Genomic DNA, 23,973 nt, shown 5'->3' on the forward strand with positions numbered 1-23,973 from the left:
CATCTATGTCGGAAAGTCTCTGGATTCACTATGCCCGCCCTCGCCCGCACTGGTATCGCCTGAGCGCAGAACAGCAGCAGGAAAAACGGCAGGGTTGGGCAACGCTGGCGCAACAGGCGATACAGCAAGGCGCGACGCGCGTTGGCAAGTACCACGTTCGCGGCCAGCACGATTTCGAAACGGTGGAAGTCTGGCAGTTCGCCACCCCGGAAGCGGCCTTTGCCTATTGGGCCAGCCTGACGACGGCCGCTTATAACGAGTGGTTCGCCTTCTCCAATAACGTAGGCATGGCGCTGGAGTAGCAGACTGATGAGCACACCGGTTCTTGAAGCAAAAGGCATCAGTCGGCATTTTGGCGGCGTCAGGGCGCTGGAAGAGGTCAATTTCCGCGTCCTGCCCGGTGAGATTTGCGCGCTGATCGGCGATAACGGCGCAGGCAAATCAACCCTGACCAAAATCCTCTCCGGGGCCGATCGCCCTGACAGCGGAAGCCTGCTGCTGGACGGAGAAGCGGTGACCTTTGACTCCCCCGGCAGCGCCCAGCGTCACGGTATTTCTACCGTTTATCAGGATCTGGCGCTGGCGCCCGAGCTGACGCCGGTTGATAACCTGTTTCTTGGCCATGAAGAGCTGCGCGGCGGGCTGGCGGGCAAGCTGGGGATGCTGAACCGCGCCTCGATGCGGCACAGAGCCGTCGAACAGTTTGCCCGCCTGGGGGTCAATCTGCGCTCGCTTTCCGTGCCGGTTTCCTCCCTCTCCGGCGGGCAGAGGCAGTCTGTCGCCATTGCCCGTGCGGCGATGTGGGCAGGCCGGGTGATTTTTATGGATGAACCTACCGCCGCGCTTGGCGTGGTGCAGACTGAACGGGTTTTGCACCTTATTCGCCAGGTCAGGGAGAGCGGCCTCGCCGTGGTGTTAATCAGCCATAACATGCCGCAGGTGCTCGACATTGCCGACCGCGTCGAGGTACTTCGCCTTGGGCGCAGCGTGGCGCAGATGTCAACCAAAGGGCTGCGGGTGGATGACCTCGTGTCCCTGATGACCAGCGGCACCAGAGCCAGCGCCACGGAGGAAGCATGAATAAAATCATTTCAGGCTCGCTCGCCCCGGCGGAAAAAGCCCAGGGGAAAAAAGAGCTGTTCGCCAGGCTGATCGGCGGCGGATGGATTTTCTTACTGCTGCTGGCGCTGATTGCCACCTTCAGCTTCCTGCGGCCGGAACAGTTTGGCTCGGCCTATAACCTCTCGCAACTGGCGATCAATGCGGCGATCCTGCTGGTGCTGTCGGTGGGTCAGACGTGGGTGATCGTTGCGGCGGGTATCGATCTGTCTGTTGGCGCCGTACTGGTCTTTTCCTCGGTGGTTTCGGCGCAGGTGATGCTGGCGTTGACCGGTGCGTCAGGGACCACGTTTGGCACGACGGACGCAGGCTGGGGAATCATCGCTATCGGCTCGCTGGTCGCGGTCTTTGCCGGAGCCCTGTGGGGACTGGTCAACGGCGTGCTGGTTGCCGTGGCGCGGATCCCCGCGCTGATTGTCACGCTGGGCACCTTTGGCATGGCGCTCGGCCTGGCGCAGATATTTTCTGGCGGCGTGGACGTTCGGGCCATGCCAGAGCGGCTGGTCGAGGTGCTGGGCAGCGGCGATCTGGCTGGCGTGCCGTTGCTGGTCATCGTGGCGATTATCGTGGTGGCCGTGGCCGCGTTTGTGCTGCATTTAACCCGCTTCGGCCTGCACACCTTCGCGCTGGGTTCCAACCTTGAAGCCCTGCGTCGCGCGGGGATCAACGTCCGCATCAGGCTGATCGCCATCTATATGATTTCCGGCGCGCTGGCGGGAGTGGCCGCCGTGATGTCCAACGCCCGCTTCTCCACCACCACCATTTCGGGTCATGCGATGGATAATCTCGCCACTATCTCCGCCGTGGTACTGGGCGGAACCAGCTTGTTTGGCGGTATTGGCAGCGTGGCCGGAACGGTTATTGGCGTATTTATTCCGATTATCCTGCTCAACGGCTTTGTCATTCTGGGGATACCTCCCTTCTGGCAAACCGTGGCGATGGGCGCAGTGCTGATTCTGGCGGTATGGATCGATCAACTCAAACGCCGGGCAAGAGAACGCAGTTAACAGCCATTTCACTTTTCATTGGAATTACAGGGGAAAACGTATGCGTAAGGTTGTTGGATTATCCGTTTGCACCGCCCTGACGCTGATGCTGGCGCAGTCGGCGATAGCCGCAGAAAATAAAAACGTGGCGCTGGTTCTGGGCGTCAAAGGCAGCCCGTTCTATCAGGCCCTGCAGTGCGGCGCGCAGGAGAAAGCCAAACAGAAGGGAATCGCCCTGACCGTCTCCGCGCCGGACCAGTTTGCCGCTGACAGCCAGATCCCAGTGGTTAACGCCGTCACGGCCACGCAGCCCGCCATTGCCGCTATTGTCCCTACCGATACGCAAGCGCTGATCGCCCCGATGAAACAGCTGGCGGGGCGAGGCACTAAGGTGCTCACCGTTGATCAAACGCTGAACGACGCCTCTTTCCTGCAAACGGAGATCGTCTCCGACAATGAGCAGGGAGGAAAAATGGCCGCTGAAGCGATGAACAAATTGCTTGGAGGAAAAGGTGAGGTGCTGGTCATTACCCAACCGCCAGGCTCAGCCGCTCAGGACGCCCGTGAGAAGGGGTTTGCTGAGCAAATCAAACGCTATCCGGGCATTACCTATATCGGTCCGCAGTATCAGAGCGACGATCCGCAGAAAGCCGCAGAAATCGTCACCTCCACGCTTTCCGCCCATCCCAAACTGGCCGGTATTTTCTCCACCAACGATCAGGGAGCGATTGGCGCCGTTACCGGGCTGCGACAGGCAGGGGCGACGAAAAAGGTGAAGATGGTGGCCTATGACGCCGCCACGGCCGAGGTGAGCGCGCTGAAAAATGGCGCCATCAACGTGCTGATTGCCCAGAACCCGAAGCAGGAGGGCGAAGCGGTGATTGAGATCGCCAGCAAACTGCTGGCCGGAGAGACGGTGCCGAAGCAGACCCTGACCGAACTGGTCAGCATTGACTCGCATGAACATGCCAAAGCGGATAAATACGAGTACAAGGCCGACTGCATGTAAGCGTTGCAGGGTTCCCGCCGCCGGAACCCTGCGCTCAGAGGAAATCCTTCGCTTTCTGGATCAGGCTGGTTTTGGTCAGCGCGCCGAGGTATTTCCTCTCCCGTGGATTATTCAGCACCGGCAGGCGCTCCAGCGTAACCCTGGCGAAAGCGTCCCACCCTTCGGTAATGGTTTGATTTTCAAAAACATAGGGAAAGGTATCATCCATCACGCAGCTGACCGGCGAGTCGAGGGTTATCTCTTTATCCAGCACTTTGCGGGAAATATCATGCATTGAGACGGCGCCCATAAACTGCCCGGTTTCATTGATCACGTAAACGAAGCGCTCGCGCTTTAAGGAACTCACCGCCAGCGCCTTACCCACCGTATCTTCCGGCCTCAGCGCCGCGCCGGAGACGATAAACTGCGAGATAATGCCGTTATCAAAATCGAACTTGGCGTCGGAACGGCTGAAATGGTTTTTGATAACGGGATAGGTGCTGCTGGATTGCAGCCGGTAAACGGTCATCGAGGCCAGCACGCTGGCGATCATCGTCGGAAACAGCAGACTGCTGTTAAGGGTCATTTCCAGCACCATCAGCATCGCCATCAGCGGGGCCTGGCTGACCGAGGCCAGCACCGCGCCCATGCCCACGGCGGCAAAAACCAGCGTGTTGCTGACCGGCCAGCCCGCCAGGCTTGCCAGCGAGGCAACCGCCACGCCCAGCACCGCGCCAATCAGCAGCGAAGGCGTGAACAGGCCGCCCACCGCGTTTGATCCCACCGAGATAGCGGTCGCGATCATCTTCAGCGCCAGCAGGATAAGCAAGCCTTTCAGCATAAAACTGCCCGCCATGATCGCCACAATCACTTCATAGCCGTTGCCGAGAATGTTGGTCGTGGCGATAGCCATGATCCCTACGATCGCCCCGCCCAGCCCCAGACGGAACGGCAGGCTTTTGATCTGACCAAAACGCCGCCGGCTCTGATGAATCAGCCAGATCATCGCCCATCCCACCAGGCCCGCCAGCAGGCCAACCCCTACCGTCAGCAGCATGTTGCCCGGCGTCAGGTCAAACTGCGCGTGAGCGAAAGGATATATAGCCGATTTGTAGCCCAGCGACCACATGGTGAGCACCGCCACGCCGGAGGAGACAATCAGCGGGATCAGGCGCTGTAGGGCCGAGATGCCGAAAGCGATCTCGGCGACGAAAATCGCCGACGCCAGCGGCGCATGATAAACCGATGAGAGGCCCGCCGCCGCCGCCATCGCCACCACATCGCTGTTTCTCAGCGACAATCTGGCGAAGCAAAACCGCCCCATCAGGCTGCCGCTAAGGGCCGAAAGCTGCACCATCGGCCCCTCTTTCCCGATCGACGCGCCGCTGGCGATGCTGGCGATGGATGAGAGCGCGCGAAACAGCGAAGTTTTAGTGGGCACCGCATCCAGCCGGGCGTTAATCACTTCCAGATAGTCGGTGCGTACCGTCTCTTTTTGTTCGATAGCGGTGGCATAACGTAAGAAAAGACCGGCAATGACGCCGCCAGCGCCCACCACCAGCGGCCAGAGATACCACGGATAGACGCTGATGGCCTGGGTGACATCCTGCTGAGTGCCAAAAACAGTCGCGTTAATCAACTCAATCACCAGACGAAATCCCAGCGTAACCAGCGTAGCCACCAGGCCAACCGGGATCGCGACCAGGATGCTGGTCCAGTTCAGTGCGTGTTTACTGCCCGTGGTCATGGTCTTCACCTACTCCTCGCTGCCGGTATTTTCGCTTATCGTGAAAGAGGATACCTTAAAAATCAAACGCCATGATGCCTTATAACCGAGCGCATCGCTGATGATATTTCTGCTGGCCGCACCGCTTTTTTAGCCATTGCCCGCTGGCGCACACATGCTACTCTGAGCGTTATCACGCGGGCAGGACCACGCTCCTGGACGCAACGCCATAAACGTGTGGAGATTGAAACACGCCATGATCCGCTTCGCTGTAGTAGGGACCAACTGGATTACGCGCCAGTTTGTCGATGCCGCGCATGAAACCGGCAAAATGAAGCTTACCGCCGTCTATTCCCGATCGCTTGGGCAGGCCCAGACCTTCAGCAAGGATTATCCGGTCGAACATCTGTTTACCTCGCTGGAGCAGATGGCGCAGTCGGATGCCATCGACGCAGTTTACCTTGCCAGCCCAAACGCCCTGCATTGCCAGCAGTCGCTGCTGTTTCTTCAGCATAAAAAACACGTAATCTGTGAGAAACCGCTCGCCTCCAACCTGCGTGAAGTGGAAGCGATGATTGCCTGCGCGCGCGACAATCAGGTGGTGCTTTTTGAGGCCTTTAAGACCGCCAGCCTGCCTAATTTCCTGATTTTGCAACAGTCGTTGCCAAAAGTCGGCAAGCTACGCAAGGCGTTTATCAACTACTGCCAGTACTCTTCCCGCTATCAGCGCTATCTGGATGGCGAGAACCCCAACACCTTTAACCCCGCCTGGTCCAACGGATCGATTATGGATATTGGCTACTACTGCCTGGCGACGGCGGTCAGCCTGTGGGGAGAGCCGCACAGCGTTATCGCCAGCGCTTCCCTGCTGGCAAGCGGCGTTGACGCCCACGGCACCGTGCTGATGGATTACGGCGACTTTGACGTGACGATACAGCACGCCAAAGTCAGCCAGTCCGTGTTGCCAAGTGAGATCCAGGGGGAAGCAGGCTCGCTGGTGATTGAGCAGATATCGGAATGCCAACGCGTTAGCTTTACGCCTCGCGGCGCCAAAGCGCAGGATCTCAGCCATCCTCAGCACATCAATACCATGCTGTATGAAGCCGAAACCTTTGTCCGGCTGGTGACAGACAACGAGGTCAACCATCCGGGGATCGCCACTTCACGCGCCACAGCGAAGCTGCTGACCGAAATTCGTCGTCAAACCGGCGTCGTTTTCCCGGCGGACGATCTGCCGGAACAAGCGGTTGTGTAAACATTTCTAAATATTTCCAGTTATAATTGACCTGCGCTGCGCCAGTCCGTATCTTCTGGCGCAGCATAGGGGAGTAACTTCAACGCCGAACGATCGTCAGCACGGTATCCGCAGATACCCGGTCGTCGGGCAACGGGAATTCATCATTCCTGCTGTAGGTGAGACCTGGCCTGTATGGGATCTGTCCGCTCGTCATTAAGACGCAGGCAAGCAGATCTTCTGAAGCCATTTCTCATTTTACGGAATCTTTCTATGCACACTGTCGGCACGCCTCTTCTGTGGGGCAGCTTTGTTACTATCGTGGTTATCATGCTGGCTATCGATCTCTTCCTACAGGGTCGACGCGGCGTGCAGACCATGTCGATGAAACAGGCGGCGCTGTGGTCGCTGCTTTGGATCACCCTCTCTCTCCTGTTCGCTGCCGGTTTCTGGTGGTATCTCGACGGCAATATCGGCCGCGACGTCGCCAATGCGCAAACCATGGCCTTCCTGACCGGCTACGTGCTGGAGAAAGCGCTGGCGGTGGATAACGTCTTCGTCTGGCTGATGCTGTTCAGCTACTTCGCCGTTCCGGCGGCCATTCAGCGCCGCGTGCTGATCTACGGCATTCTTGGCGCTATCGTGCTGCGTACGGTGATGATCTTTGGCGGCAGCTGGCTGGTTTCCGAATTCAGCTGGATACTCTACGTGTTTGGCGCCTTCCTGATCTTTACCGGCATCAAAATGGCGATGGAAGGCGGCGAGGAAGAGAGCAACGTCGGCGACAGGCCGCTGGTTCGCTGGCTGCGCGGCCACCTGCGCATGACGGAAGGCATGGAAGGCGAGAAGTTTTTCGTTCGCCGTAACGGCGTGCTGTTTGCGACGCCGCTGCTGCTGGTGCTGATTATGGTGGAGCTGAGCGACGTGATTTTTGCCGTCGACAGCATCCCGGCAATCTTTGCGGTCACCACCGACCCGTTCATTGTGCTGACCTCCAACCTGTTCGCGATCCTTGGCCTGCGAGCCATGTACTTCCTGCTGGCGAACGTGGCGGATCGCTTCCATATGTTGAAATATGGCCTGGCCGTGGTGCTGGTATTTATCGGCGTGAAGATGCTGATCGTTGATTTCTATCACATTCCGGTGTCGATTTCGCTGGCGGCAGTGGGCAGCATTCTGGCGGTAACGCTGATCGTTAACGCCTGGGTAAATCATCGCAACGATCAAAAGCAACGAAGTAAATAGCCACAATCTTCACCCGTGGCCCTTCGTTTAGCGGCCACGGGTGACCTTTAGCCATAATTCGACGTTATCAGGCGGCTGTTTTTTACCAGGCTCAATTTTTCGAGACTTTTCCCTTCCCCTGTCATCACATTTCCTTATACTCACCCGCGCAAACACGCCGATGCCGCCCTGTTCAGCGCAGATGGCGCTCAGGCGCATCGTTATTGATAACAAAAATGGTTTTTTATTATGAGTATGGAAAAGAGTCGTCCCGGATTACTGCGGCGTATCATGCAGGGAAGTTTAGTTAGCCAGATTATGCTTGGGCTGGTGGCGGGCATTGCTCTCGCCTGGTTCTCGAAGGAGAGCGCGCACGCCGTCGCCCTGCTGGGCAACCTGTTCGTCAGCGCGCTGAAGGCGGTTGCTCCGCTGCTGGTAATGGTGCTGGTGATTGCCTCAATCGCTAACCATCAGCAAGGCAGCAAAACCAGCATCAGGCCGATCGTTTTTCTCTATCTGCTGAGCACCTTCTGTGCCGCCGTGGTGGCCGTCTTCTTCAGCCAGCTGCTGCCGCAGACGCTGACGCTGGCCGATGCCAGCCAGCAGATCGTGCCGCCGTCAGGTATCCTGGAAGTGCTGAACGGCCTGTTGATGAGCATGGTGTCCAACCCGATTGATGCGCTGATGCATGCCAATTACATCGGTATTCTGGTGTGGGCAATAGGTCTCGGCTTCGCTTTCCGCCATAGCAGTGACACCACGCGCGCCTTCCTGAACGATGCGTCAGACGCCGTGACCTCACTGGTACGAATGGTGATCCGCTTCGCGCCGCTGGGCATTTTTGGCCTGGTCGCCTCCATTCTGGCAACGACCGGTTTCTCCGCCCTGTGGGACTACGCTCATCTGCTGGGCCTGCTGCTGGGCTGTATGCTGCTGATGGCGCTGGTGTTCAACCCGCTGCTGGTATACTGGAAAATTCGCCGCAACCCGTATCCGCTGGTGTTTACCTGCCTGCGTGAGAGCGGCGTCACCGCCTTCTTCACCCGCAGCTCCGCGGCCAATATCCCCGTTAATATGGCGCTGGCGAAGAAACTCGGGCTGGATGAGGACACCTACTCCGTGTCGATCCCGGTAGGGGCAAACATCAGCATGGCGGGCGCGTCGATCACCATCACCGTGCTGACGCTGGCGGCGGTCAATACGCTTGGAATTCAGGTGGATTTCGGTACGGCGATCCTGCTGAGCCTGGTCGCTTCAATCTGCGCCTGCGGCGCATCCGGCGTCGCTGGCGGCTCGCTGCTGCTGATCCCGGTAGCCTGCAATATGTTTGGCATTCCAAACGAAGTGGCCATGCAGGTGGTGGCGGTTGGCTTTATCATCGGCGTGTTGCAGGATTCGGCGGAAACCGCGCTGAACTCCTCGGCGGATATTTTATTTACGGCAGCGGCCTGCATGGCCGAAGAGCGTCGCGACGAGCTGCGAACCTGACGCCCACCCGGCAGGCCCGCTCCTCCAGGTCTGCCGTCCCCTCTCTGCCATGTGCCGCCACGGTTGAAAATCGCCAGCGCCTCCCAGGTACTGGCTTCACCTGTGGCGATGAGTGTCCAAAATCCCCCAATCGCCGGAGTTTCTGCATCAGCGGCCAATAAGTTAGCTTTTTCCAGATATTTCAGCGCTGCGGCCAACGTCACAAAAGGTGCTATAGTGTCAGCCTGTGTAAAGCTTCTTTTCCCTTCCTTCCGGCCCCTGTAAAACATCGTTGGCGACAAGTTTCTCCTGTCTCATTTGCCGCTATTTTGTTACAGTAAAGCGCCTTTTTTTACCGTTTCAGACAGCTTAAAAAGCATTGCGTCCGTTTGTCTGTAACCAGAAAACCTGTCCGTGTTCAGAGTCAGACCAGCACTCATAATAACGATTAATTCATCGTGCCGGCCGCCTTCAGAACACGGCTAACAATGATGTTCGGGAATGCCCTATGGATATTTTTAAAGCCCTGATCCACGCACTTTGGCAGCAAGATTTCGCGACCCTTTCAGACCCAACGCTGGTCTGGGCAATCTATTTTGTCCTGTTTATGATCCTCTTTTTGGAAAACGGCCTGCTTCCGGCCGCTTTCCTGCCCGGCGACAGCCTGTTGATTCTGGTCGGCGTGCTGATAGCCAAGGGTACGCTGGGCTTCCCTCTGACCCTGTTTATTCTGACTACCGCCGCCAGCCTTGGCTGCTGGGTGAGCTATATCCAGGGAAAATGGCTGGGCAATACGCCCACGGTACAGAAATGGCTGGCGCATTTGCCCGTGCAGTACCATGACCGGGCGCACCGGCTGTTCCACAAGCACGGTCTCTCCGCGCTGCTGGTCGGCCGCTTTATTGCCTTCGTCAGGACGCTGCTGCCCACCATCGCCGGACTTTCTGGCCTGAGCAACGCCCGCTTCCAGTTCTTTAACTGGATGAGCGCGCTGCTGTGGGTGCTGATCCTGACCGTGCTGGGCTTTGCGCTCGGCAAAAGCCCGATCTTCCGCAAATACGAAGACCAGCTGACCTTCTGCCTGATGATGCTGCCTCTGGTGCTGCTGGTCTTTGGTTTGATTGGCTCACTGTTCGTACTCTGGCGCAAAAAGCGCGGCCTGAATAATGAGAAAGGAAATTTATAATGTTTGCTTTGCTCAGGCCTTATCTCAATACGAAAGTGCTGTGCGTGCTGATAGTGTGCTGTGCGGCGCTGATGACGGTGGCATTGGTCCCCACGCTGTTTCGTGACGATACCGCGCTACAGATTCGGGCCGCCCGTCAGGGCATCGCGCTGCCAGATGGCTTTTACGTCTATCAGCGTTTGAATGCGCAAGGGATCCACATCAAAAGCATCACGCCCGACAACGACTCGCTGGTGATCCGCTTCGATACTCAGGAGCAAAGCACCGCGGCGGAAAAAGTGCTGCATCAGCTGTTGCCCTATGGCTTTGATATCGACCAGTTGGATCCTTCCGCGTCCTCACAGCTGATGAATCGCCTCAGCCTGCGCAAGCAGTCCGTTGGCTAATTTTTAGCCGTATCGCGACGCTATCCCTACGAATATTCTCTATTTTTGAGCTTTTCGGTTTTTCTTACTATGCTTACTTAATCTGAGAAACCCGATTACTATTGCCAGGATTAACGGGTCGTCCAGCGGCCCACCACAACGGAAGGTAAAGAAATAAGATGAAATACCGCACTCTCCTCGGACTCAGCCTGTTCACTTTGGCCACTTATACCCATGCGGCTGACTCTCTGTGCCTGCAAAAAGAGCAGGGAATTCAGCATGAAATCGACCTGGCTAAAAAGCACAACAATCAACGCCGCGTGAACGGCCTGGAGCGCGCGCTGACCGAAGCGAAAGCGGGCTGCACGGATGAAAAACTGAAGGCGCAGCATCAGGAAAAGATTGCTTCGCATCAGCAGAAGGTGGTCGAACGGCAAAAAGAACTGGATAAGGAAAAAGCGGATGGCGATGACAATAAAAAAATTGCCAAACGTGAACGTAAACTGGAAGAAGCAAAACGCGAACTGAAGGAAGTCCAGGCTGCGCCATTCTGAGCGAACTGAGCCAGACTCTCATTACTGAACTTGAAAGGAGTTTGTTATGTCGAAAGATACAACGTCTGAACATCTGCGCGCGGAACTGAAAAACCTGGCGGATACGCTGGAAGAAGTGCTGAGCAACACCGGCGAAAAATCAAAAACCGAGCTGGATAAGCTGCGCAGCAAGGCGCAGAGCGCGCTGAAAGATACCCGCGCACGCCTGGGCGAGTCTGGCGATCGCATTGCCAAAACCTCTCGCGAAGTGGCTGACCATGCCGATGTGTACGTGCGTGAGAATCCATGGACCAGCGTTGGTATCGGCGCCGCTATTGGTGTGGTGCTGGGCGTTCTGCTGACTCGTCGTTAATGATGCAGGATTCTCAGGAAAGCCACGGCCCCGGCAAAGGGGTCATTAACATCGGACAGCGCATCATCACTACCCTGGTCGGGATAGTGGAGACCCGCGTACGGCTGGCAGTGGTGGAGCTTGAGGAAGAAAAAGCCAATCTGATTCAAATGATTATGATGATTGGCCTCACCATGCTCTTCACCGCTTTTGGTCTGATGAGCCTGATGGTGCTGATTATCTGGGCGGTGGATGCCCAGTACCGCCTGATGGCTATCGGCATCACCACTGCCGTGCTGTTTGCTCTGGCGCTGATTTTCGGCCTGTGGACTCTCGCTAAATCACGTCGTTCGACGTTGCTCAGCGCCACCCGTAAAGAGCTGTCGTCAGACCGCAAGCTGCTGGAGGATGACTGATGAGCCGCGAGCGCGATAAGCGTAAAGCGGAGCTGCTGCGCCAGATCCAGCAGCAGCGGCTCGATCTCAGCGCGGGCAAGAAGTCTTTTCTTGCCAGCACCGCCCGCTACGATCGCAGCTGGCTGACGCTGATTGGCCTGCGACGCTATGTTGCCGTCGGCACCGGGCTGATGGCGATCTGGTCGGTTCGCCATCCCCGCATCCTCACCCGCTGGGCCAAGCGTGGCCTCGGCGTGTGGAGCAGCTGGCGCATGATTCGCAACTTTCTTCCCCATCGCTAACCCCGTCAGCCTTCGCTGACGGGGACTTCCCCTGTTGTTATCCCCTCCCTGACGCCTGACCGCACAGTCTGTTCAATTTTCCTGAAGAACACCGACAGATTATCTCGCTTACAATGCTTTCCTTTCGCGAATACTATCTCCTGCAACGAACGGTACTGAGCGATAACGTCGCGTCAGGCATCAACTTAATGTGCCGGGCACCCTGCCCGGCCGGATAAAACTTGTTGGGGTGGTTCATGAAAAAATTAGAAGATGTTGGCTTTTTAGTTGCGCGTATTTTGATGCCCGTGCTGTTTATCGTGGCTGGCTGGGGAAAAATCACCGGTTATGCAGGCACGCAGCAGTATATGGAGCACATGGGCGTCCCCGGCTTCTTACTGCCGCTGACTATCCTGCTGGAATTCGGCGGCGGCCTGGCGATTCTGTTCGGTTTCCTGACTCGCTTCACCGCAATCGCTACCGCCGTGTTCACGCTGATCACCGCGTTTATTTTCCATATTGATTTCAGCGTGGAAGGTAACTCGATCAACTTTATGAAAAACCTGACCATTGCTGGCGGTTACCTGCTGCTGTTCATCACCGGCCCTGGCGCTTACAGCCTTGACCGCGTGCTGAATAAAAAGTGGTAAGAAACACCGGCTATACTTTGTAGCATAGGGGCGAGGATACGATATCCTCGCTTTTTCGTTGCTAATGTTCAGGGACAAGAGAGGATTTATGGGACAGTTGATTGACGGTGTCTGGCACGATAACTGGTACGACACCAAATCCACCGGTGGCCGCTTTAAGCGCTCTGAGTCGGCCTTTCGTAACTGGGTGACGGCCGATGGCGAAGCAGGCCCGACCGGCAAAGCTGGCTTTCGTGCCGAGGCCGATCGCTATCATCTGTACGTTTCTCTTGCCTGCCCCTGGGCGCACCGCACGTTAATCATGCGCAAGCTAAAAGGTCTGGAGTCGCTGATCCCGGTCTCGGTCGTTCACCCGCTGATGCTTGAGAATGGCTGGACCTTTAATGAAGATTTTCCGGCGGCGACCGGCGACAGCCTCTATCAGAATGAATATTTGTATCAGCTCTACCTGCACGCGGATAAAGAGTATACCGGCCGCGTCACCGTGCCGGTTCTTTGGGATAAAAAGCAAAACACCCTTGTCAGTAACGAATCAGCCGATATCCTGCGCATGTTCAACAGCGCGTTTGACGGCGCTGGGGCGAAGGCGGGAGATTATTATCCGGCCGATCTGCGCAGCAAAATCGATGAGGTCAACGGCTGGGTATATGACACGGTGAATAACGGCGTCTACAAATCGGGCTTTGCAACCTCACAGGCCGCTTATGATGAGGCAATCACCGCGCTGTTCAGCTCGCTGGATCGGCTTGAGCAAATACTGGGACAGCATCGTTACCTGACGGGAGATCGCCTGACGGAAGCGGATTTGCGCCTGTGGACGACGCTGGTGCGGTTCGACCCGGTCTATGTTACCCACTTCAAATGCGATAAGCACCGCATTGGCGATTACCTGAATCTGAACGGTTTCCTGCGTGAGATTTATCAGATGCCGGGTCTGGCAGAGACGGTCAACCTTAACCATATCCGCCATCATTATTACTGTAGCCACAAAACGATCAACCCTTCAGGGGTGATCTCCGTAGGGCCCGCATTTAACTGGGATGAGCCACACGGGCGCGATAAGCGGTTCCGTTAAAACGGGGCGCAGAGCTGAAGGCCGGTTTCCGCTGGCTTAGCTCTGCCGCTTCGCCAGCAGCCTGGGGATTTCACGCAGGCACCAGGCTTTCGCTTCGCCCATACTGTCCCGCCGCCAGGCCATGATGATGTCCACTTCCCGTGAATATTCCGGGCTGACCACGCGCAGGCGTCCCTCGGCGATATCCTTCTCAACCATCGGATAGGGCATCGATGCTACGCCAAGCCCGGCCAGCAGAGCACGATGCTTATCTTCCATCGAGCTGACGGTCAGGCGCTGCTGTTTGTCCAGCAGTTGAACGGTCAGCACCGGCCGCTCACGCGCGGTGTCAGCCACCGCAATACCGCGATACTTCACCCTCGTGACCTCAGACAGCGGTTCAGGTTCGTTGTGGATGGGGTGCTCCGGGCTGGCGACAATCACGCTGATCGTGCTGTAAAGCTTGCGGGTGTTGATCTCTGACGAGGCGCGAAAATGCATATCCGGCGCAATAACAATATCCGCCCGTCCCTGCTCCAGACGCTCCCAGGCCCCGGCCAGCACTTCGGTGACCAGAGAAATCTGGGTATTGGCTTTGTCAGACAGTTTGTCGATCAGCGGGAACAGAGATTCACTTGGCACCAGCGCTTCAGTCACGATGGTCAGGTGCGTTTCCCACCCTCTGGCCAGCGCTTCGGCATCCGTGGTCAGCTTATCGGCCGCCTCCAGCAAGACTCTGCCGCGCTCAAGCAGCATCCGGCCGACGTTGGTGAATTTAGTGCGGTGACCAGAGCGGTCGAACAGCACCACGTCCAGCTCTTCTTCCAGCTTCTGCATGGTGTAACTGAGAGCGGAAGGAACCCGGCCCAGCTCGTCCGCCGCGGCGGCAAAGCTGCCGCGCCGATCGATAGCATCCATCACTCGCAGCGCTTCCAGCGTCAGGGCGCGGTCTTTTGCCATAGCGATTCTCTGTCAGGAATTTTGAATATACCGAGCAGATTAACTGGCTAACAATCCGGCGTCCAGAAACTTACTATATAAGGATAATAAACGGTCGGGGAAATGCATCGACCGGGGAGGATTTATGATAACCAGTCGCACCGCTCAGGAATGTGGCAAGGCTGATTTTGGCTGGCTGCAAGCGCGTTATACGTTTTCCTTTGGCCACTATTTTGACCCTACCTTACTGGGCTACGCCTCGCTACGCGTACTCAATCAGGAAGTGCTGGCGCCAGGGGCTTCCTTTCAGCCGAGAGCCTATCCCAAAGTTGACGTACTCAATCTGATTTTACAGGGCGAGGCGGAATACCGCGACAGCGAAGGCAATACCGTGACGGCCCGACAGGGCGAGGCGCTGCTGTTTGCCACTCATCCGGGCGTCAGCTACAGCGAATTTAACCTCAGTAAAGAGCAGCCGTTAACGCGTATGCAACTCTGGCTGGATGCCTGCCCGCAGCGTGAAAACACCTCGGTCCAGCGAGTACTGTTGCCGGAACATACCCGCTATAGGCTGCTGGCTTCGCCAGACGGCGCCCAGCAGAGTCTGCAACTGCGCCAGCAGGTCTGGGTTCATCATCTTGAGCTTGCGCCTGGCGAGACGCATACCATCAAGCTCCACGGACCACGGGCCTATTTGCAGTCTGTTCACGGTAGCCTTAACGCCATCACCAGTTCGCAGGCAAAAGAAGCGCTGGTCTGCGGCGACGGTGCCTTTATCCGTGAAGAAGAGAGCGTAACGCTGATAGCCGACACGCCATTGCGGGCGCTGGTGATTGATTTACCCATTTAATGCAGGGTCGCCATTTGGGGAAAACGAAACGCCCCAGCGGCAGTGCCGCTGGGGCGTTGTTGTTACTGAAGCTTCGTCAGCCAGTACTTCCAGAGCGTCAGCGCCGCCGGGCCAATCGCCGCCTGACTCTGCTCATACTCTTCCGGCGTGTACTGCTCCAGTTTAGTGGTACTCACCTCATCGGCGTGAATGGCAATGGCTTCGAGAGCCGGAAGCTCGCTGGCGGGCAGCGCTGACCAGTTATCCAGCGCCACGCCGCGCATATAGCCAAAGCACCACTCCTCAACGACCAGATACTCTTCATCGTCGATAGTCTGATAGCCAAACAAAGGATCAAACTGATCCGGCGCTTCGCTTAGCCGCTCAGCAATATCGTTCATATGCTGAAGGGCCAGGCTGTTAAAGCGGGTCTTCTCCGCTTCAGAGGACCACTCGGGAACCGCGCTTCCCCAGAGTGATACCAGCCAGACCTCCGGCTGAATTTTTCCAGGGCCGGAAAGCAGAGCCGTCAGCATCCCGTCCAGTTCAGAGACGTCCATCACTGAATCGTCGCTGCCGTGCTCCAGCAATATTTCATCCAACCATTCCAGCTCTTCTTCGCTAAGCGGTCCCGTATTCATGCTGCATTCTCCTGACAGGTAGTAACTCTTCCCTGAAGTTTACCTGCTAATCCTGATTACCGTAACGAAGAAAGCAAAAAGCCCTGCGGACGGGTCCAGCTACGCGACAGGGAAGACCGTTACTCTCCGGAACTATGTCCTGCCGTTTTAGGTTCATTAACATTTAGCGGCGTATCATTGCTGCAATTTAAACCAACTTAACCATCAGGACGACATAATGAACCAGAACCAACCCACCCAACCTTCACGCCGGAGAATTTTAAAGCAAACCCTGGCTATCTCTGCCCTTTCTGTCACCGGGCTGACCGCTTTATCTGTGCCCTCCATCTCCTTCGCCGCATCACTGAGCAAAGAAGAACGTGATGCAATGACCCCGGATGCTGTAATCGAGCATTTTAAACAGGGTAATTTACGCTTTCGCGAAAATCGTCCGGCGAAACATGACTACCTGGCACAGAAGCGCAACAGCCTCACCGGTCAGTATCCTGCTGCAGTGATCCTTAGTTGCATTGACTCACGCGCACCGGCTGAAATTGTGCTGGATGCAGGGATCGGCGAAACCTTCAATTCGCGTGTAGCAGGAAACATCAGTAATCGCGATATGCTGGGCAGCATGGAGTTCGCCTGTGCTCTGTCTGGCGCGAAAGTCGTGCTGGTTATGGGACACACGCGTTGTGGCGCGGTTCGAGGCGCGATTAATAATGCCGAACTGGGTAACCTGACAGGTTTGCTGGATGAAATTAAACCTGCTATCGAAAAAACGGCGTTTAGCGGCGAGCGTAAAGGGAGCAATTACGATTTTGTCGACGCCGTCGCCCGAAAAAATGTTGAACTTACCGTCGAAAATATTCGTAAAAACAGCCCGGTACTGAAAGAACTGGAAGACCAGAAAAAAATTAAAATCGTTGGCAGTATGTATCACCTTGCTGGCGGCAAAGTTGAGTTTTTCGAGGTATAACGGGTTTCAAGAGGGAAAGAGAGATTGCCGCTAAGGCATGTTAAAGAAGGGAACAAGCGTTAGTGTATCCCATCTGCGTGAAAAGCCGCTGAGATACACCAACGTATTGTTTTGAATGAGTTCGAAGCTGACCGGTAAGCCGGGTTCTGTCGTGGACAGTCATTCATCTAGGCCAGCAATCGCTCACTGGCTCAAGCAGCCTACCCGGGTTCAGTACGGGCCGTACCTGGTGAACCCCTATTTGGCCTTGCTCCGGGTGGAGTTTACCGTGCCACGATCTGTTGCCAGCCGCGCGGTGCGCTCTTACCGCACCCTTTCACCCTTACCTGATCCCACAAGTGGGCCATCGGCGGTTTGCTCTCTGTTGCACTTGTCGTGGGCTTGCGCCCCCCAGGCGTTACCTGGCACCCTGCCCTATGGAGCCCGGACTTTCCTCCCCTTTGTCTGTCTCCCCCGAAGGAGGACGGCGACAAAGCGGCGACTGTCTGGTCAGCTTCGGCGCGGATAATAGGGGATTCCGCGCGGTTTGTCACCCCTCTTGCTGCTCCAGGGCGTATTTATACAGCGCATTCTTTTTTACGCCGTGGATTTCAGCGGTAAGCTGAGCGGCTTTTTTTAGCGGCAGCTCTTTTTGTAACAGCGTCAGCGTGCGCAGCGCCTCAGGCGGCAGCGCATCCTCCGCAGCGTGAAAACCTTCAACAATCAGCACCATCTCGCCCTTCCGGCGATTTTCATCCTGCAACACCCAGGCCAGCAGCTCGCCAACCGGCGCGCCCTGCAAGGATTCCCAGGTTTTCGTGATCTCTCTCGCCAGCACTACATAGCGATCGGCTCCCCAAACCGTCACCATATCCTGTAGACTCTCCAGCAGACGGTGGGTAGATTCGTAAAAAATCAGCGTGCGGGGTTCCTGCTCAAGAGCGCGTAGCGTGTCGCACCGGCCTTTACTTTTGGCGGGCAGAAACCCTTCGTAACAGAATCGATCGGACGGCAACCCGGCGGCGCTTAATGCTGTAATCGCCGCGCAGGCGCCGGGCAAAGGAACAACGCGGATGCCAGCCTCGCGACAGCGGCGGACCAGATGGTACCCCGGGTCGTTGATCAACGGCGTGCCGGCATCGGAAACCAGCGCTATGCTCTGCCCTTCCTGCAGCTTAGCCAGCAGCGTTTCTGCCTTTTGCTGCTCATTGTGATCGTGCAATGCGAACAGGCGCGCATTGATCGCGAAATGTTGTAGCAACAGCCCGGTATGACGTGTATCTTCCGCAGCGATCAGATCGACGCCCGCAAGCACCGTCAGCGCGCGCTGGGTGATATCGCCCAGATTACCAATCGGTGTTGGAACGATATAAAGCGTGCTGGCAGAAATATCATCGCGTTGTTTCATTGTGTGATCCGAATTGCCGATTTAATATTGAGCATCTTGAAAAAAACATCACTGGATACAGTATGCTTCCTTCGAAAGTCATTCATAACAAAGCAGGACGCTGCATGTCTGTTCTGCTGGCCGCCCTGTTCTTTGCCGGGTGTACCAGTCAGGGTCCGCAAACGCCTCCGGCGAATGTGCAGGGCGCGGCTACAGGCAACTCCGACTACTATCTGCAGCAAATGCAGCAAAGCGCAGATGATAACAAGGTTGACTGGCAATTACTCGCAATCAAAGCGCTGCTGAATGAAGGGAAGTTCCCTCAGGCCAACGACCAGCTTTCCAGCCTGCCGCAGACGCTGAACAAAACGCAGGCTCAGGAAGCCCTGCTGCTACAGGCGCAAATGAAGATCGTCCAGCAGGACGTTAACGGCGCCGCCGGTTTGCTGAAACAGGTGGATTTCGACGCGCTGTCTAAAGACCAGCAGGCGCGCTACTACCAGTTGCAGATCGCCGCCAGCCAGGGCCGCCCTTCGCTTGAGGTGCTGCGTGCCTATATTGCGCAGGAACCGCTGCTGACCAATCCAGCCGACAAGCAGAAGAATATTGATGCTACCTGGCAGGCGCTGGTGCAGCTGACGCCTGCGCAGGTCAACAGCATGGTGATCAACGCCGACGAAAACACCCTGCAAGGTTGGTTAGACCTGCTGAACGTGTATAAGGCCAACAGCAACGATCCCGATATGCTCAAAGCCGGCATCAGCGACTGGCAGACGCGTTACCCCTATAATCCGGGGGCGAAGATGCTGCCAACGGCGCTGGGCCAGGTGCAAAACTTCCAGCAGTCCTCTACCGGTAAAATTGCCCTGCTGCTGCCGTTAAGCGGCCAGGCGCAAATCTTTGCCAACGCTATTCAGAAAGGCTTTAACGACGCTAAAAATGGCGCTCTGCCGCAGACTCAAGCGCCAGCCCCAGCCCAACCGCAGGATAGCGGCACTAATCCGGCCGATCCCTCCGCCGCGGTCAGCACTTCTGCCGCGCCAGTTGAAGCTCCGCAGGACGCCAGTGCCACTCCGGACGCCAATGCCACCCAGCCTCAACCAGCGGCGCAGAGCGGCAGCGTAGCGCAAACCGCGCCGCCTGCCAGCTCGACGCAGGTACAGGTCTATGACACCAGCACGCAGCCCGTTGACCAGGTGCTGGCTCAGGCGCAGAAAGATGGCGCTACGCTGGTGGTCGGCCCGCTGATCAAAAGCAACGTTGAGAAGCTCTCCTCGGTGCAAACGCCGCTGAATATCCTGGCGCTCAACGAGCCGGAGACCATACAGAACCATCCGAATCTTTGCTACTTTGCGCTTTCTCCTGAAGACGAAGCCCGCGACGCCGCTCATCATATGTGGGACCAGGGCAAGCGATCCCCGCTGATGCTGGTGCCGCGTAGCTCGCTGGGTGACCGCGTCAGCAAGGCTTTCGCGACCGAATGGCAGAAGCTGGGCGGCAGCACCGTCCTACAGCAGCAGTTTGGCTCAACCGCTGAACTGAAGCAGGGGATTAATAGCGGTGCTGGTCTGCGTCTGAGCGGTACGCCGTATAATGCCCAGCCGCAGCAGCCGCAGGGCGTGACCATTGCCGGCCTGACCATTCCGGCGCCAACGCAGCCAGAACCGGCCGCGGCGTCTGATGACGGCGGCAACGTAGACGCCGTCTACGTTGTGGCTACGCAGAGCGAAATGGAGCTGATCAAACCGATGATCGCTATGCGAACCAGCAGCCGGAGCATGGTGTCAATCTACGCCAGCTCGCGCAGTTTCCAGGCGGGTTCAGGCCCGGACTTCCGTCTGGAGATGGAAGGCGTGCAGTTCAGCGATGCGCCAGTGCTGACCGGGGCGAACCCGGCTCTGATGCAGCAGGCCGCGAGGGCCTTCAACAACGATTATTCGCTGATTCGTCTGTATGCGATGGGCGTGGACGCCTGGTCACTGGCTAATCACTTTAACGAAATGCGCCAGATGCCGGGCTTCCAGCTCAAAGGGGAAACCGGCAACCTCAGCGCGACGACGGATTGCGTCATCAACAGGAAGTTGACATGGAGCCAGTATCGCCAGGGACAAATCGTTCCGGTGACCTGAGTCGACAGCAAACGGGGGCGGGCTATGAACAACAGGCCCGCCACCTGCTGGAGAACGCAGGTTTAACGTTTGTTGCGGCCAACGCCCGCTTTCGCGTCGGGGAGATCGATCTGATCATGCGCGACGGGCGGACGTGGGTTTTTGTCGAAGTGCGTTATCGTCGTAATGCGCGGTTTGGCGGCGCGGCCGCCAGCGTTACCCGCAGCAAGCAGCAGAAGCTGCTGCGAACCGCCGAACTGTGGCTGCGGGGGCGTAAAAGCAGCCTGCAGTCGGCTGACTGCCGCTTTGATGTGATAGCGATAACCGGAACGCAGGTTGACTGGTTACCCAATGCTTTTACGGCCGAGTGAATGCCAGGCCAACGACTAACCAGGTGAATGAAGTGCTGGAAAGAATAAAAGTTTGCTTTACCGAAAGTATTCAGACGCAGATTGCCGCCGCTGAGGCGCTACCGGATGCAATCTCCAACGCGGCGATGACCATGGTTCAGTCGCTGCTAAACGGCAACAAAATACTGAGCTGTGGCAACGGAACCTCCAGCGCCAATGCCCAGCATTTTGCTGCCAGTATGATTAATCGCTACGAGACGGAACGCCCCAGCCTGCCGGCTATCGCGCTGAGCGCCGATAACGTGCTGCTGACGGCCATCGGCAACGACCGTCTGCATGAAGAAGTTTACGCCAAGCAGGTCCGTGCCCTGGGCCATGCTGGCGACATTCTGCTGGCCATCTCAACGCGCGGCAACAGCCGTGATATTGTGAAGGCCGTAGAAGCAGCGGTAACGCGCGACATGACAATCATAGCGCTTACCGGTTATGACGGCGGCGAGCTCGCCGGTTTATTGGGACCACAGGATGTGGAAATTCGCATCCCCTCGCACCGCAGTGCGAGGATTCAGGAAATGCATATGTTAACCGTGAATTGCCTGTGCGATTTAATCGATAACACCTTGTTTCCCCATCAGGACGTTTGAAGGAGCTTAAATGAAGGCATTATCTGCAATTGCCGTTGTACTTACCGCGCTGATGTTACAGGGCTGCGTGGCAGCGGTTATCGGCAGTGCCGCGGTAGCCACCAAAACCGCCACTGATCCCCGTACCGTTGGCACCCAGGTGGATGACAGTACTTTAGAGCTGCGAGTCAGCAACGCGCTGTCTAAAGACCAGCAAATTAAAAACGACGCACACATCGTCGCCACCGCCTATCAGGGCAAAGTCCTGTTGACCGGCCAGACGCCTTCCGCTGATATCGCCAGCCGCGCCAAACAGATAACGATGGGCGTAGACGGCGCAACCGAGGTCTACAACGAAGTCCGCACCGGCGACAAAGCCAGCTTCGGCACCGCGTCCTCGGATACCTGGATCACCACCAAGGTGCGTTCGCAGCTGCTGTCCAGCGAGCAGGTGAAATCGTCTAACGTCAAGGTCACCACCGAGAACGGGGAAGTGTTCCTGCTGGGTCTGGTTACCGATGCTGAAGCGAAGGCGGCGGCAGATATTGCCAGCCGGGTGAGCGGCGTGAAACACGTTACCACCGCGTTCACTATTCTGAAATAAGCCTGATACCGCCCGCGCGAAGGATTCGCGCGGGCGGCCTGCCTAAAGCCTGCTTAAGCAGTCCATCGCCACGGTTTTAAAACTGTCAAAGTCCTGACTCTCGCGTAGCCGGGTCATTGCTCTTTCACGCATAAACGTTACGAACAGGTCGTAAATCGCCATCGCCTCTTCGTATTCGGTTTTGCTGATCGCCAGCAGGAAAATCACGTAGGCCGTTTCATCTCCCCAGGCGATGCCCTGCGGCGCAAGCACGGTATAGACCACGGTTTTCTTCGCCAGCAGCCCCAGCGAGTGCGGTAGCGCGATCCCTTCGCCCAGCATGGTGCTGACTATCGCCTCACGCTCCTCAACCGAAGGCCAGAAATCCCCTCTTACCACGCCCTCCTGTTCCAGCTGCCGACACAGCGTCTTAAACAGCTCGGCCTGAGTCATCGGCTGGTCGATAATGCGAAAGTGGCTGGCGTCGAAGTATTTTTCCAGCATGTAAGGCCGCGTGCGATCGACCAGTACCAGCTTGCCAATCTGCTCCAGCTGATATTCCGTCGGGAAAGGCGACATCACCACCACCGGCTTATCTTTCTCGCTCAGCCGCGCCGTTGAGATCACGAAATCTTCCTCAATGCTCTCCTGCTGTTCGTACTCGCGCAGCGAGATAATGTTGCTCAGCACAATTTGCGGATATTTGCGCGTCAGCATCGCCTGAATCATCCGCACCGTTGAGTTGCCGGTATCACATACCAGCAGGATCTGCGGATGCCGCTGATAGCCAACGTTGTAGTGGCGCTCAAGACCAACGCCGATATGCAGCACCAGAAAACCAATCTCATTTTCGCTGATCACATAGGGGGTATATTTTCCCCAGCTGGACACCGCCGCCAGCGTGACGTCATAGGCCATCGGATAATGCTGCTTGATGTTCGCCAGCAGCGGATTGGGGATATTGATCTGGTACCGCACGCGGGTAATCATCGTTTTAATGTGCGTCAGCAGGTCGGCGCGCAGCTGCGGATCGTTCTGCAAATTAAAATTGTAGTGGGTGTTGATGTAGCTAAGGATGTAGTCCACCAGCGACTCGCCGTCGTCAGGGCTGATGGCGCTGGGCGCAATTTCCTCGATGCGTCGGGCGGCGATATTCACCCGCAAATAGGCCTCTTCAGACGGCGAAATCACCTTGCCGGTAATCGGCCGCATCAGATTAATAATGTGGCGGGCCGCATCGCGCACGTCCTCGTCCACATCCTCCGCGCTGAAGTCGGACAGCGGATAACCTTCGCTGATGCGCCTGACGGCAACCGCGCAATACAGCCGCAGATAGAACTCGTTGTCGTCGGTCATACGGATATGGAAGCGACTGAAGCACTGGTGCAGCAGCGGCTGAAGCGTCCCCAGCATACCGCTGTTCAACGCCTCCAGATTCAGCAGCGGATCCTCGCTGTCCTCCTGAGCGATTTTATAGAGCAGATCGGTCAGGCAGGTGCGCATGGCGACTTCGTTGCCAAACAGCTTCATGCCGTAGCGCGGCTTGGTTTCAATCGCCAGCTGGTAGCGCCCCAGCCACTCTCTCACTTCAGCCATATCGCTTTGCAGCGTGGCGCGGCTGACGAACCACTCATCAGCCAGATCCTCCAGCTTCAGAGAAAAGGCTGAAGTGAGAAAACGGGTCAACAGATAGTGCACGCGAGCGCTGGAAGTGCGCGGCACCCGCAGATGAGAAGGTGTCTGCTCCTGCAACAGGCGATAGCGGGCTGCATCCTCGACCTTCAGCTGATAGCCTTCGCCACGACTGAGGACAAACCGCACGCCGTGGTCGGCCAGCAGCTCATTCAGCGTGGTGATATCGGTGCGGACGGTGCGGGTGGACACGTCAAAACGACGCGCCAGCTCATCCTGAGGCAACGTCTCGTTTTGTAACAGATCGAACAGCTGGGCAAGGCGTTGGTTTGGAAATCTCACGGGGGTTCCTGTCGATAATAGATCCTGAGGCAGGGGCCGGAG

At 56.9% G+C, this 23,973-nt stretch carries 26 protein-coding genes and 1 other RNA gene; 21 read left to right on the forward strand and 6 right to left on the reverse strand.

The window, feature by feature from the left end; all coding sequences use genetic code 11:
- Nucleotides 1-5 precede the first annotated feature (5 nt).
- Genes NG99_RS09150 through NG99_RS09165 form a run of 4 tightly spaced genes read left to right on the forward strand, consistent with a single transcriptional unit; the run spans nucleotide 6 to nucleotide 3,114 of the window.
- Nucleotides 6-302 carry a hypothetical protein gene (locus NG99_RS09150; RefSeq protein WP_034891256.1) on the forward strand — a complete coding sequence of 99 codons (297 nt, stop codon included), beginning with the start codon at nucleotides 6-8 and terminating at the stop codon, nucleotides 300-302.
- A gap of 7 nt (nucleotides 303-309) precedes the next feature.
- A complete protein-coding gene (locus NG99_RS09155; RefSeq protein WP_034891259.1) occupies nucleotides 310-1,080 on the forward strand; it encodes an ATP-binding cassette domain-containing protein in 771 nt (256 codons plus the stop codon).
- Nucleotides 1,077-2,126, forward strand: coding sequence for an ABC transporter permease (locus NG99_RS09160; protein WP_052130633.1), 1,050 nt, complete (start codon nucleotides 1,077-1,079; stop codon nucleotides 2,124-2,126). Before NG99_RS09155 ends, NG99_RS09160 begins: the two co-directional genes overlap by 4 nt.
- A 40-nt stretch (nucleotides 2,127-2,166) precedes the next feature.
- A complete protein-coding gene (locus tag NG99_RS09165; RefSeq protein WP_034891262.1) occupies nucleotides 2,167-3,114 on the forward strand; it encodes an ABC transporter substrate-binding protein in 948 nt (315 codons plus the stop codon).
- Nucleotides 3,115-3,148: 34 nt separating this feature from the next.
- Here NG99_RS09165 and NG99_RS09170 read toward each other — a convergent pair whose 3' ends face one another.
- Nucleotides 3,149-4,840: a chloride channel protein gene (locus NG99_RS09170; RefSeq protein WP_034891265.1), complete on the reverse strand. Its 1,692-nt coding sequence runs from the start codon at nucleotides 4,838-4,840 to the stop codon at nucleotides 3,149-3,151.
- A gap of 235 nt (nucleotides 4,841-5,075) precedes the next feature.
- Here NG99_RS09170 and NG99_RS09175 point away from each other — a divergent pair, with 235 nt between their 5' ends.
- The 11 genes from NG99_RS09175 to NG99_RS09225 all read left to right on the forward strand — a co-directional run bounded on the left by NG99_RS09175 (nucleotide 5,076) and on the right by NG99_RS09225 (nucleotide 13,581).
- Complete coding sequence (locus tag NG99_RS09175) at nucleotides 5,076-6,074, forward strand: Gfo/Idh/MocA family protein (protein ID WP_034891268.1); 999 nt, start codon at nucleotides 5,076-5,078, stop codon at nucleotides 6,072-6,074.
- Nucleotides 6,075-6,326: 252 nt separating this feature from the next.
- The gene (locus tag NG99_RS09180; RefSeq protein ID WP_034891271.1) at nucleotides 6,327-7,298 is read left to right on the forward strand and encodes a TerC family protein; all 972 of its coding nucleotides are present in this window, start codon (nucleotides 6,327-6,329) and stop codon (nucleotides 7,296-7,298) included.
- 234 nt (nucleotides 7,299-7,532) lie between these two features.
- Nucleotides 7,533-8,765: a serine/threonine transporter SstT gene (gene sstT / locus NG99_RS09185; RefSeq protein WP_034891578.1), complete on the forward strand. Its 1,233-nt coding sequence runs from the start codon at nucleotides 7,533-7,535 to the stop codon at nucleotides 8,763-8,765.
- 487 nt (nucleotides 8,766-9,252) lie between these two features.
- Nucleotides 9,253-9,930, forward strand: a complete 678-nt coding sequence (locus NG99_RS09190) for a DedA family protein (RefSeq protein WP_034891275.1) — start codon at nucleotides 9,253-9,255, stop codon at nucleotides 9,928-9,930.
- On the forward strand, nucleotides 9,930-10,316 hold the full coding sequence (gene mzrA, locus NG99_RS09195; RefSeq protein ID WP_034891278.1) for an EnvZ/OmpR regulon moderator MzrA: 387 nt from the start codon (nucleotides 9,930-9,932) through the stop codon (nucleotides 10,314-10,316). Before NG99_RS09190 ends, mzrA begins: the two co-directional genes overlap by 1 nt.
- Nucleotides 10,317-10,474: 158 nt before the next feature.
- Nucleotides 10,475-10,849 carry a DUF1090 domain-containing protein gene (locus NG99_RS09200; protein ID WP_034891281.1) on the forward strand — a complete coding sequence of 125 codons (375 nt, stop codon included), beginning with the start codon at nucleotides 10,475-10,477 and terminating at the stop codon, nucleotides 10,847-10,849.
- Between the two features lie 46 nt (nucleotides 10,850-10,895).
- Nucleotides 10,896-11,201, forward strand: coding sequence for a DUF883 family protein (locus NG99_RS09205; protein ID WP_034891283.1), 306 nt, complete (start codon nucleotides 10,896-10,898; stop codon nucleotides 11,199-11,201).
- A 2-nt stretch (nucleotides 11,202-11,203) separates the two neighbouring features.
- Complete coding sequence (locus tag NG99_RS09210; protein ID WP_198138757.1) at nucleotides 11,204-11,596, forward strand: phage holin family protein; 393 nt, start codon at nucleotides 11,204-11,206, stop codon at nucleotides 11,594-11,596.
- Nucleotides 11,596-11,877: a YqjK-like family protein gene (locus tag NG99_RS09215; protein WP_034891289.1), complete on the forward strand. Its 282-nt coding sequence runs from the start codon at nucleotides 11,596-11,598 to the stop codon at nucleotides 11,875-11,877. The genes NG99_RS09210 and NG99_RS09215 overlap by 1 nt, the downstream gene beginning before the upstream one ends.
- Nucleotides 11,878-12,113: 236 nt before the next feature.
- Entirely contained in the window at nucleotides 12,114-12,506 is a 393-nt protein-coding gene (locus tag NG99_RS09220; protein WP_034891291.1) for a DoxX family protein, read from the forward strand.
- A gap of 88 nt (nucleotides 12,507-12,594) precedes the next feature.
- Nucleotides 12,595-13,581 carry a glutathione S-transferase family protein gene (locus NG99_RS09225; RefSeq protein WP_034891293.1) on the forward strand — a complete coding sequence of 329 codons (987 nt, stop codon included), beginning with the start codon at nucleotides 12,595-12,597 and terminating at the stop codon, nucleotides 13,579-13,581.
- A gap of 36 nt (nucleotides 13,582-13,617) precedes the next feature.
- Here the strand turns inward: NG99_RS09225 and NG99_RS09230 are convergent, their stop codons facing one another.
- Nucleotides 13,618-14,520 carry a LysR family transcriptional regulator gene (locus NG99_RS09230; RefSeq protein ID WP_034891296.1) on the reverse strand — a complete coding sequence of 301 codons (903 nt, stop codon included), beginning with the start codon at nucleotides 14,518-14,520 and terminating at the stop codon, nucleotides 13,618-13,620.
- Between the two features lie 124 nt (nucleotides 14,521-14,644).
- Between NG99_RS09230 and NG99_RS09235 the strand changes: the two genes are divergently transcribed.
- Complete coding sequence (locus NG99_RS09235; protein ID WP_034891299.1) at nucleotides 14,645-15,349, forward strand: pirin family protein; 705 nt, start codon at nucleotides 14,645-14,647, stop codon at nucleotides 15,347-15,349.
- A 62-nt stretch (nucleotides 15,350-15,411) separates the two neighbouring features.
- Here the strand turns inward: NG99_RS09235 and NG99_RS09240 are convergent, their stop codons facing one another.
- A complete protein-coding gene (locus NG99_RS09240) occupies nucleotides 15,412-15,969 on the reverse strand; it encodes a UPF0149 family protein (protein WP_034891581.1) in 558 nt (185 codons plus the stop codon).
- A 217-nt stretch (nucleotides 15,970-16,186) separates the two neighbouring features.
- On the opposite strand from NG99_RS09240, the gene NG99_RS09245 reads away from it, so the two are divergent.
- Nucleotides 16,187-16,927 carry a carbonic anhydrase gene (locus NG99_RS09245; RefSeq protein ID WP_034891302.1) on the forward strand — a complete coding sequence of 247 codons (741 nt, stop codon included), beginning with the start codon at nucleotides 16,187-16,189 and terminating at the stop codon, nucleotides 16,925-16,927.
- A 119-nt stretch (nucleotides 16,928-17,046) separates the two neighbouring features.
- On the opposite strand, the gene rnpB is transcribed toward NG99_RS09245, so the two are convergent.
- Nucleotides 17,047-17,424, reverse strand: an RNA gene (gene rnpB, locus NG99_RS27550) — RNase P RNA component class A.
- A gap of 32 nt (nucleotides 17,425-17,456) precedes the next feature.
- Complete coding sequence (gene rsmI / locus NG99_RS09250) at nucleotides 17,457-18,314, reverse strand: 16S rRNA (cytidine(1402)-2'-O)-methyltransferase (protein ID WP_034891305.1); 858 nt, start codon at nucleotides 18,312-18,314, stop codon at nucleotides 17,457-17,459.
- 62 nt (nucleotides 18,315-18,376) lie between these two features.
- On the opposite strand from rsmI, the gene NG99_RS09255 reads away from it, so the two are divergent.
- The 4 genes from NG99_RS09255 to dolP are packed head-to-tail and all read left to right on the forward strand — an operon-like array spanning nucleotide 18,377 to nucleotide 21,978.
- Complete coding sequence (locus tag NG99_RS09255) at nucleotides 18,377-20,422, forward strand: penicillin-binding protein activator (protein WP_034891308.1); 2,046 nt, start codon at nucleotides 18,377-18,379, stop codon at nucleotides 20,420-20,422.
- On the forward strand, nucleotides 20,380-20,772 hold the full coding sequence (locus tag NG99_RS09260) for a YraN family protein (protein ID WP_034891310.1): 393 nt from the start codon (nucleotides 20,380-20,382) through the stop codon (nucleotides 20,770-20,772). The genes NG99_RS09255 and NG99_RS09260 overlap by 43 nt, the downstream gene beginning before the upstream one ends.
- Before the next feature lie 32 nt (nucleotides 20,773-20,804).
- Nucleotides 20,805-21,395 carry a DnaA initiator-associating protein DiaA gene (gene diaA / locus NG99_RS09265; RefSeq protein ID WP_034891313.1) on the forward strand — a complete coding sequence of 197 codons (591 nt, stop codon included), beginning with the start codon at nucleotides 20,805-20,807 and terminating at the stop codon, nucleotides 21,393-21,395.
- Nucleotides 21,396-21,405: 10 nt separating this feature from the next.
- The gene (gene dolP / locus NG99_RS09270) at nucleotides 21,406-21,978 is read left to right on the forward strand and encodes a division/outer membrane stress-associated lipid-binding lipoprotein (RefSeq protein WP_034891316.1); all 573 of its coding nucleotides are present in this window, start codon (nucleotides 21,406-21,408) and stop codon (nucleotides 21,976-21,978) included.
- A gap of 42 nt (nucleotides 21,979-22,020) precedes the next feature.
- Here the strand turns inward: dolP and NG99_RS09275 are convergent, their stop codons facing one another.
- Nucleotides 22,021-23,931 carry a BglG family transcription antiterminator gene (locus NG99_RS09275; protein WP_034891319.1) on the reverse strand — a complete coding sequence of 637 codons (1,911 nt, stop codon included), beginning with the start codon at nucleotides 23,929-23,931 and terminating at the stop codon, nucleotides 22,021-22,023.
- Nucleotides 23,932-23,973 lie beyond the last annotated feature (42 nt).

It is taken from the genome of Erwinia typographi, from assembly GCF_000773975.1.
Taxonomy (GTDB): Bacteria; Pseudomonadota; Gammaproteobacteria; order Enterobacterales; family Enterobacteriaceae; genus Erwinia; species Erwinia typographi.

Bases quoted from the DNA above. Each gene is read 5' to 3' on its own strand.
- NG99_RS09150 (WP_034891256.1), top strand. From the start codon at position 6: ATGTCGGAAAGTCTCTGGATTCACTATGCCCGCCCTCGCCCGCACTGG.
- NG99_RS09155 (WP_034891259.1), top strand. From the start codon at position 310: ATGAGCACACCGGTTCTTGAAGCAAAAGGCATCAGTCGGCATTTTGGC.
- NG99_RS09160 (WP_052130633.1), top strand. From the start codon at position 1,077: ATGAATAAAATCATTTCAGGCTCGCTCGCCCCGGCGGAAAAAGCCCAG.
- NG99_RS09165 (WP_034891262.1), top strand. From the start codon at position 2,167: ATGCGTAAGGTTGTTGGATTATCCGTTTGCACCGCCCTGACGCTGATG.
- NG99_RS09170 (WP_034891265.1), bottom strand. From the start codon at position 4,840: ATGACCACGGGCAGTAAACACGCACTGAACTGGACCAGCATCCTGGTC.
- NG99_RS09175 (WP_034891268.1), top strand. From the start codon at position 5,076: ATGATCCGCTTCGCTGTAGTAGGGACCAACTGGATTACGCGCCAGTTT.
- NG99_RS09180 (WP_034891271.1), top strand. From the start codon at position 6,327: ATGCACACTGTCGGCACGCCTCTTCTGTGGGGCAGCTTTGTTACTATC.
- sstT (WP_034891578.1), top strand. From the start codon at position 7,533: ATGGAAAAGAGTCGTCCCGGATTACTGCGGCGTATCATGCAGGGAAGT.
- NG99_RS09190 (WP_034891275.1), top strand. From the start codon at position 9,253: ATGGATATTTTTAAAGCCCTGATCCACGCACTTTGGCAGCAAGATTTC.
- mzrA (WP_034891278.1), top strand. From the start codon at position 9,930: ATGTTTGCTTTGCTCAGGCCTTATCTCAATACGAAAGTGCTGTGCGTG.
- NG99_RS09200 (WP_034891281.1), top strand. From the start codon at position 10,475: ATGAAATACCGCACTCTCCTCGGACTCAGCCTGTTCACTTTGGCCACT.
- NG99_RS09205 (WP_034891283.1), top strand. From the start codon at position 10,896: ATGTCGAAAGATACAACGTCTGAACATCTGCGCGCGGAACTGAAAAAC.
- NG99_RS09210 (WP_198138757.1), top strand. From the start codon at position 11,204: ATGCAGGATTCTCAGGAAAGCCACGGCCCCGGCAAAGGGGTCATTAAC.
- NG99_RS09215 (WP_034891289.1), top strand. From the start codon at position 11,596: ATGAGCCGCGAGCGCGATAAGCGTAAAGCGGAGCTGCTGCGCCAGATC.
- NG99_RS09220 (WP_034891291.1), top strand. From the start codon at position 12,114: ATGAAAAAATTAGAAGATGTTGGCTTTTTAGTTGCGCGTATTTTGATG.
- NG99_RS09225 (WP_034891293.1), top strand. From the start codon at position 12,595: ATGGGACAGTTGATTGACGGTGTCTGGCACGATAACTGGTACGACACC.
- NG99_RS09230 (WP_034891296.1), bottom strand. From the start codon at position 14,520: ATGGCAAAAGACCGCGCCCTGACGCTGGAAGCGCTGCGAGTGATGGAT.
- NG99_RS09235 (WP_034891299.1), top strand. From the start codon at position 14,645: ATGATAACCAGTCGCACCGCTCAGGAATGTGGCAAGGCTGATTTTGGC.
- NG99_RS09240 (WP_034891581.1), bottom strand. From the start codon at position 15,969: ATGAATACGGGACCGCTTAGCGAAGAAGAGCTGGAATGGTTGGATGAA.
- NG99_RS09245 (WP_034891302.1), top strand. From the start codon at position 16,187: ATGAACCAGAACCAACCCACCCAACCTTCACGCCGGAGAATTTTAAAG.
- rsmI (WP_034891305.1), bottom strand. From the start codon at position 18,314: ATGAAACAACGCGATGATATTTCTGCCAGCACGCTTTATATCGTTCCA.
- NG99_RS09255 (WP_034891308.1), top strand. From the start codon at position 18,377: ATGCTTCCTTCGAAAGTCATTCATAACAAAGCAGGACGCTGCATGTCT.
- NG99_RS09260 (WP_034891310.1), top strand. From the start codon at position 20,380: ATGGAGCCAGTATCGCCAGGGACAAATCGTTCCGGTGACCTGAGTCGA.
- dolP (WP_034891316.1), top strand. From the start codon at position 21,406: ATGAAGGCATTATCTGCAATTGCCGTTGTACTTACCGCGCTGATGTTA.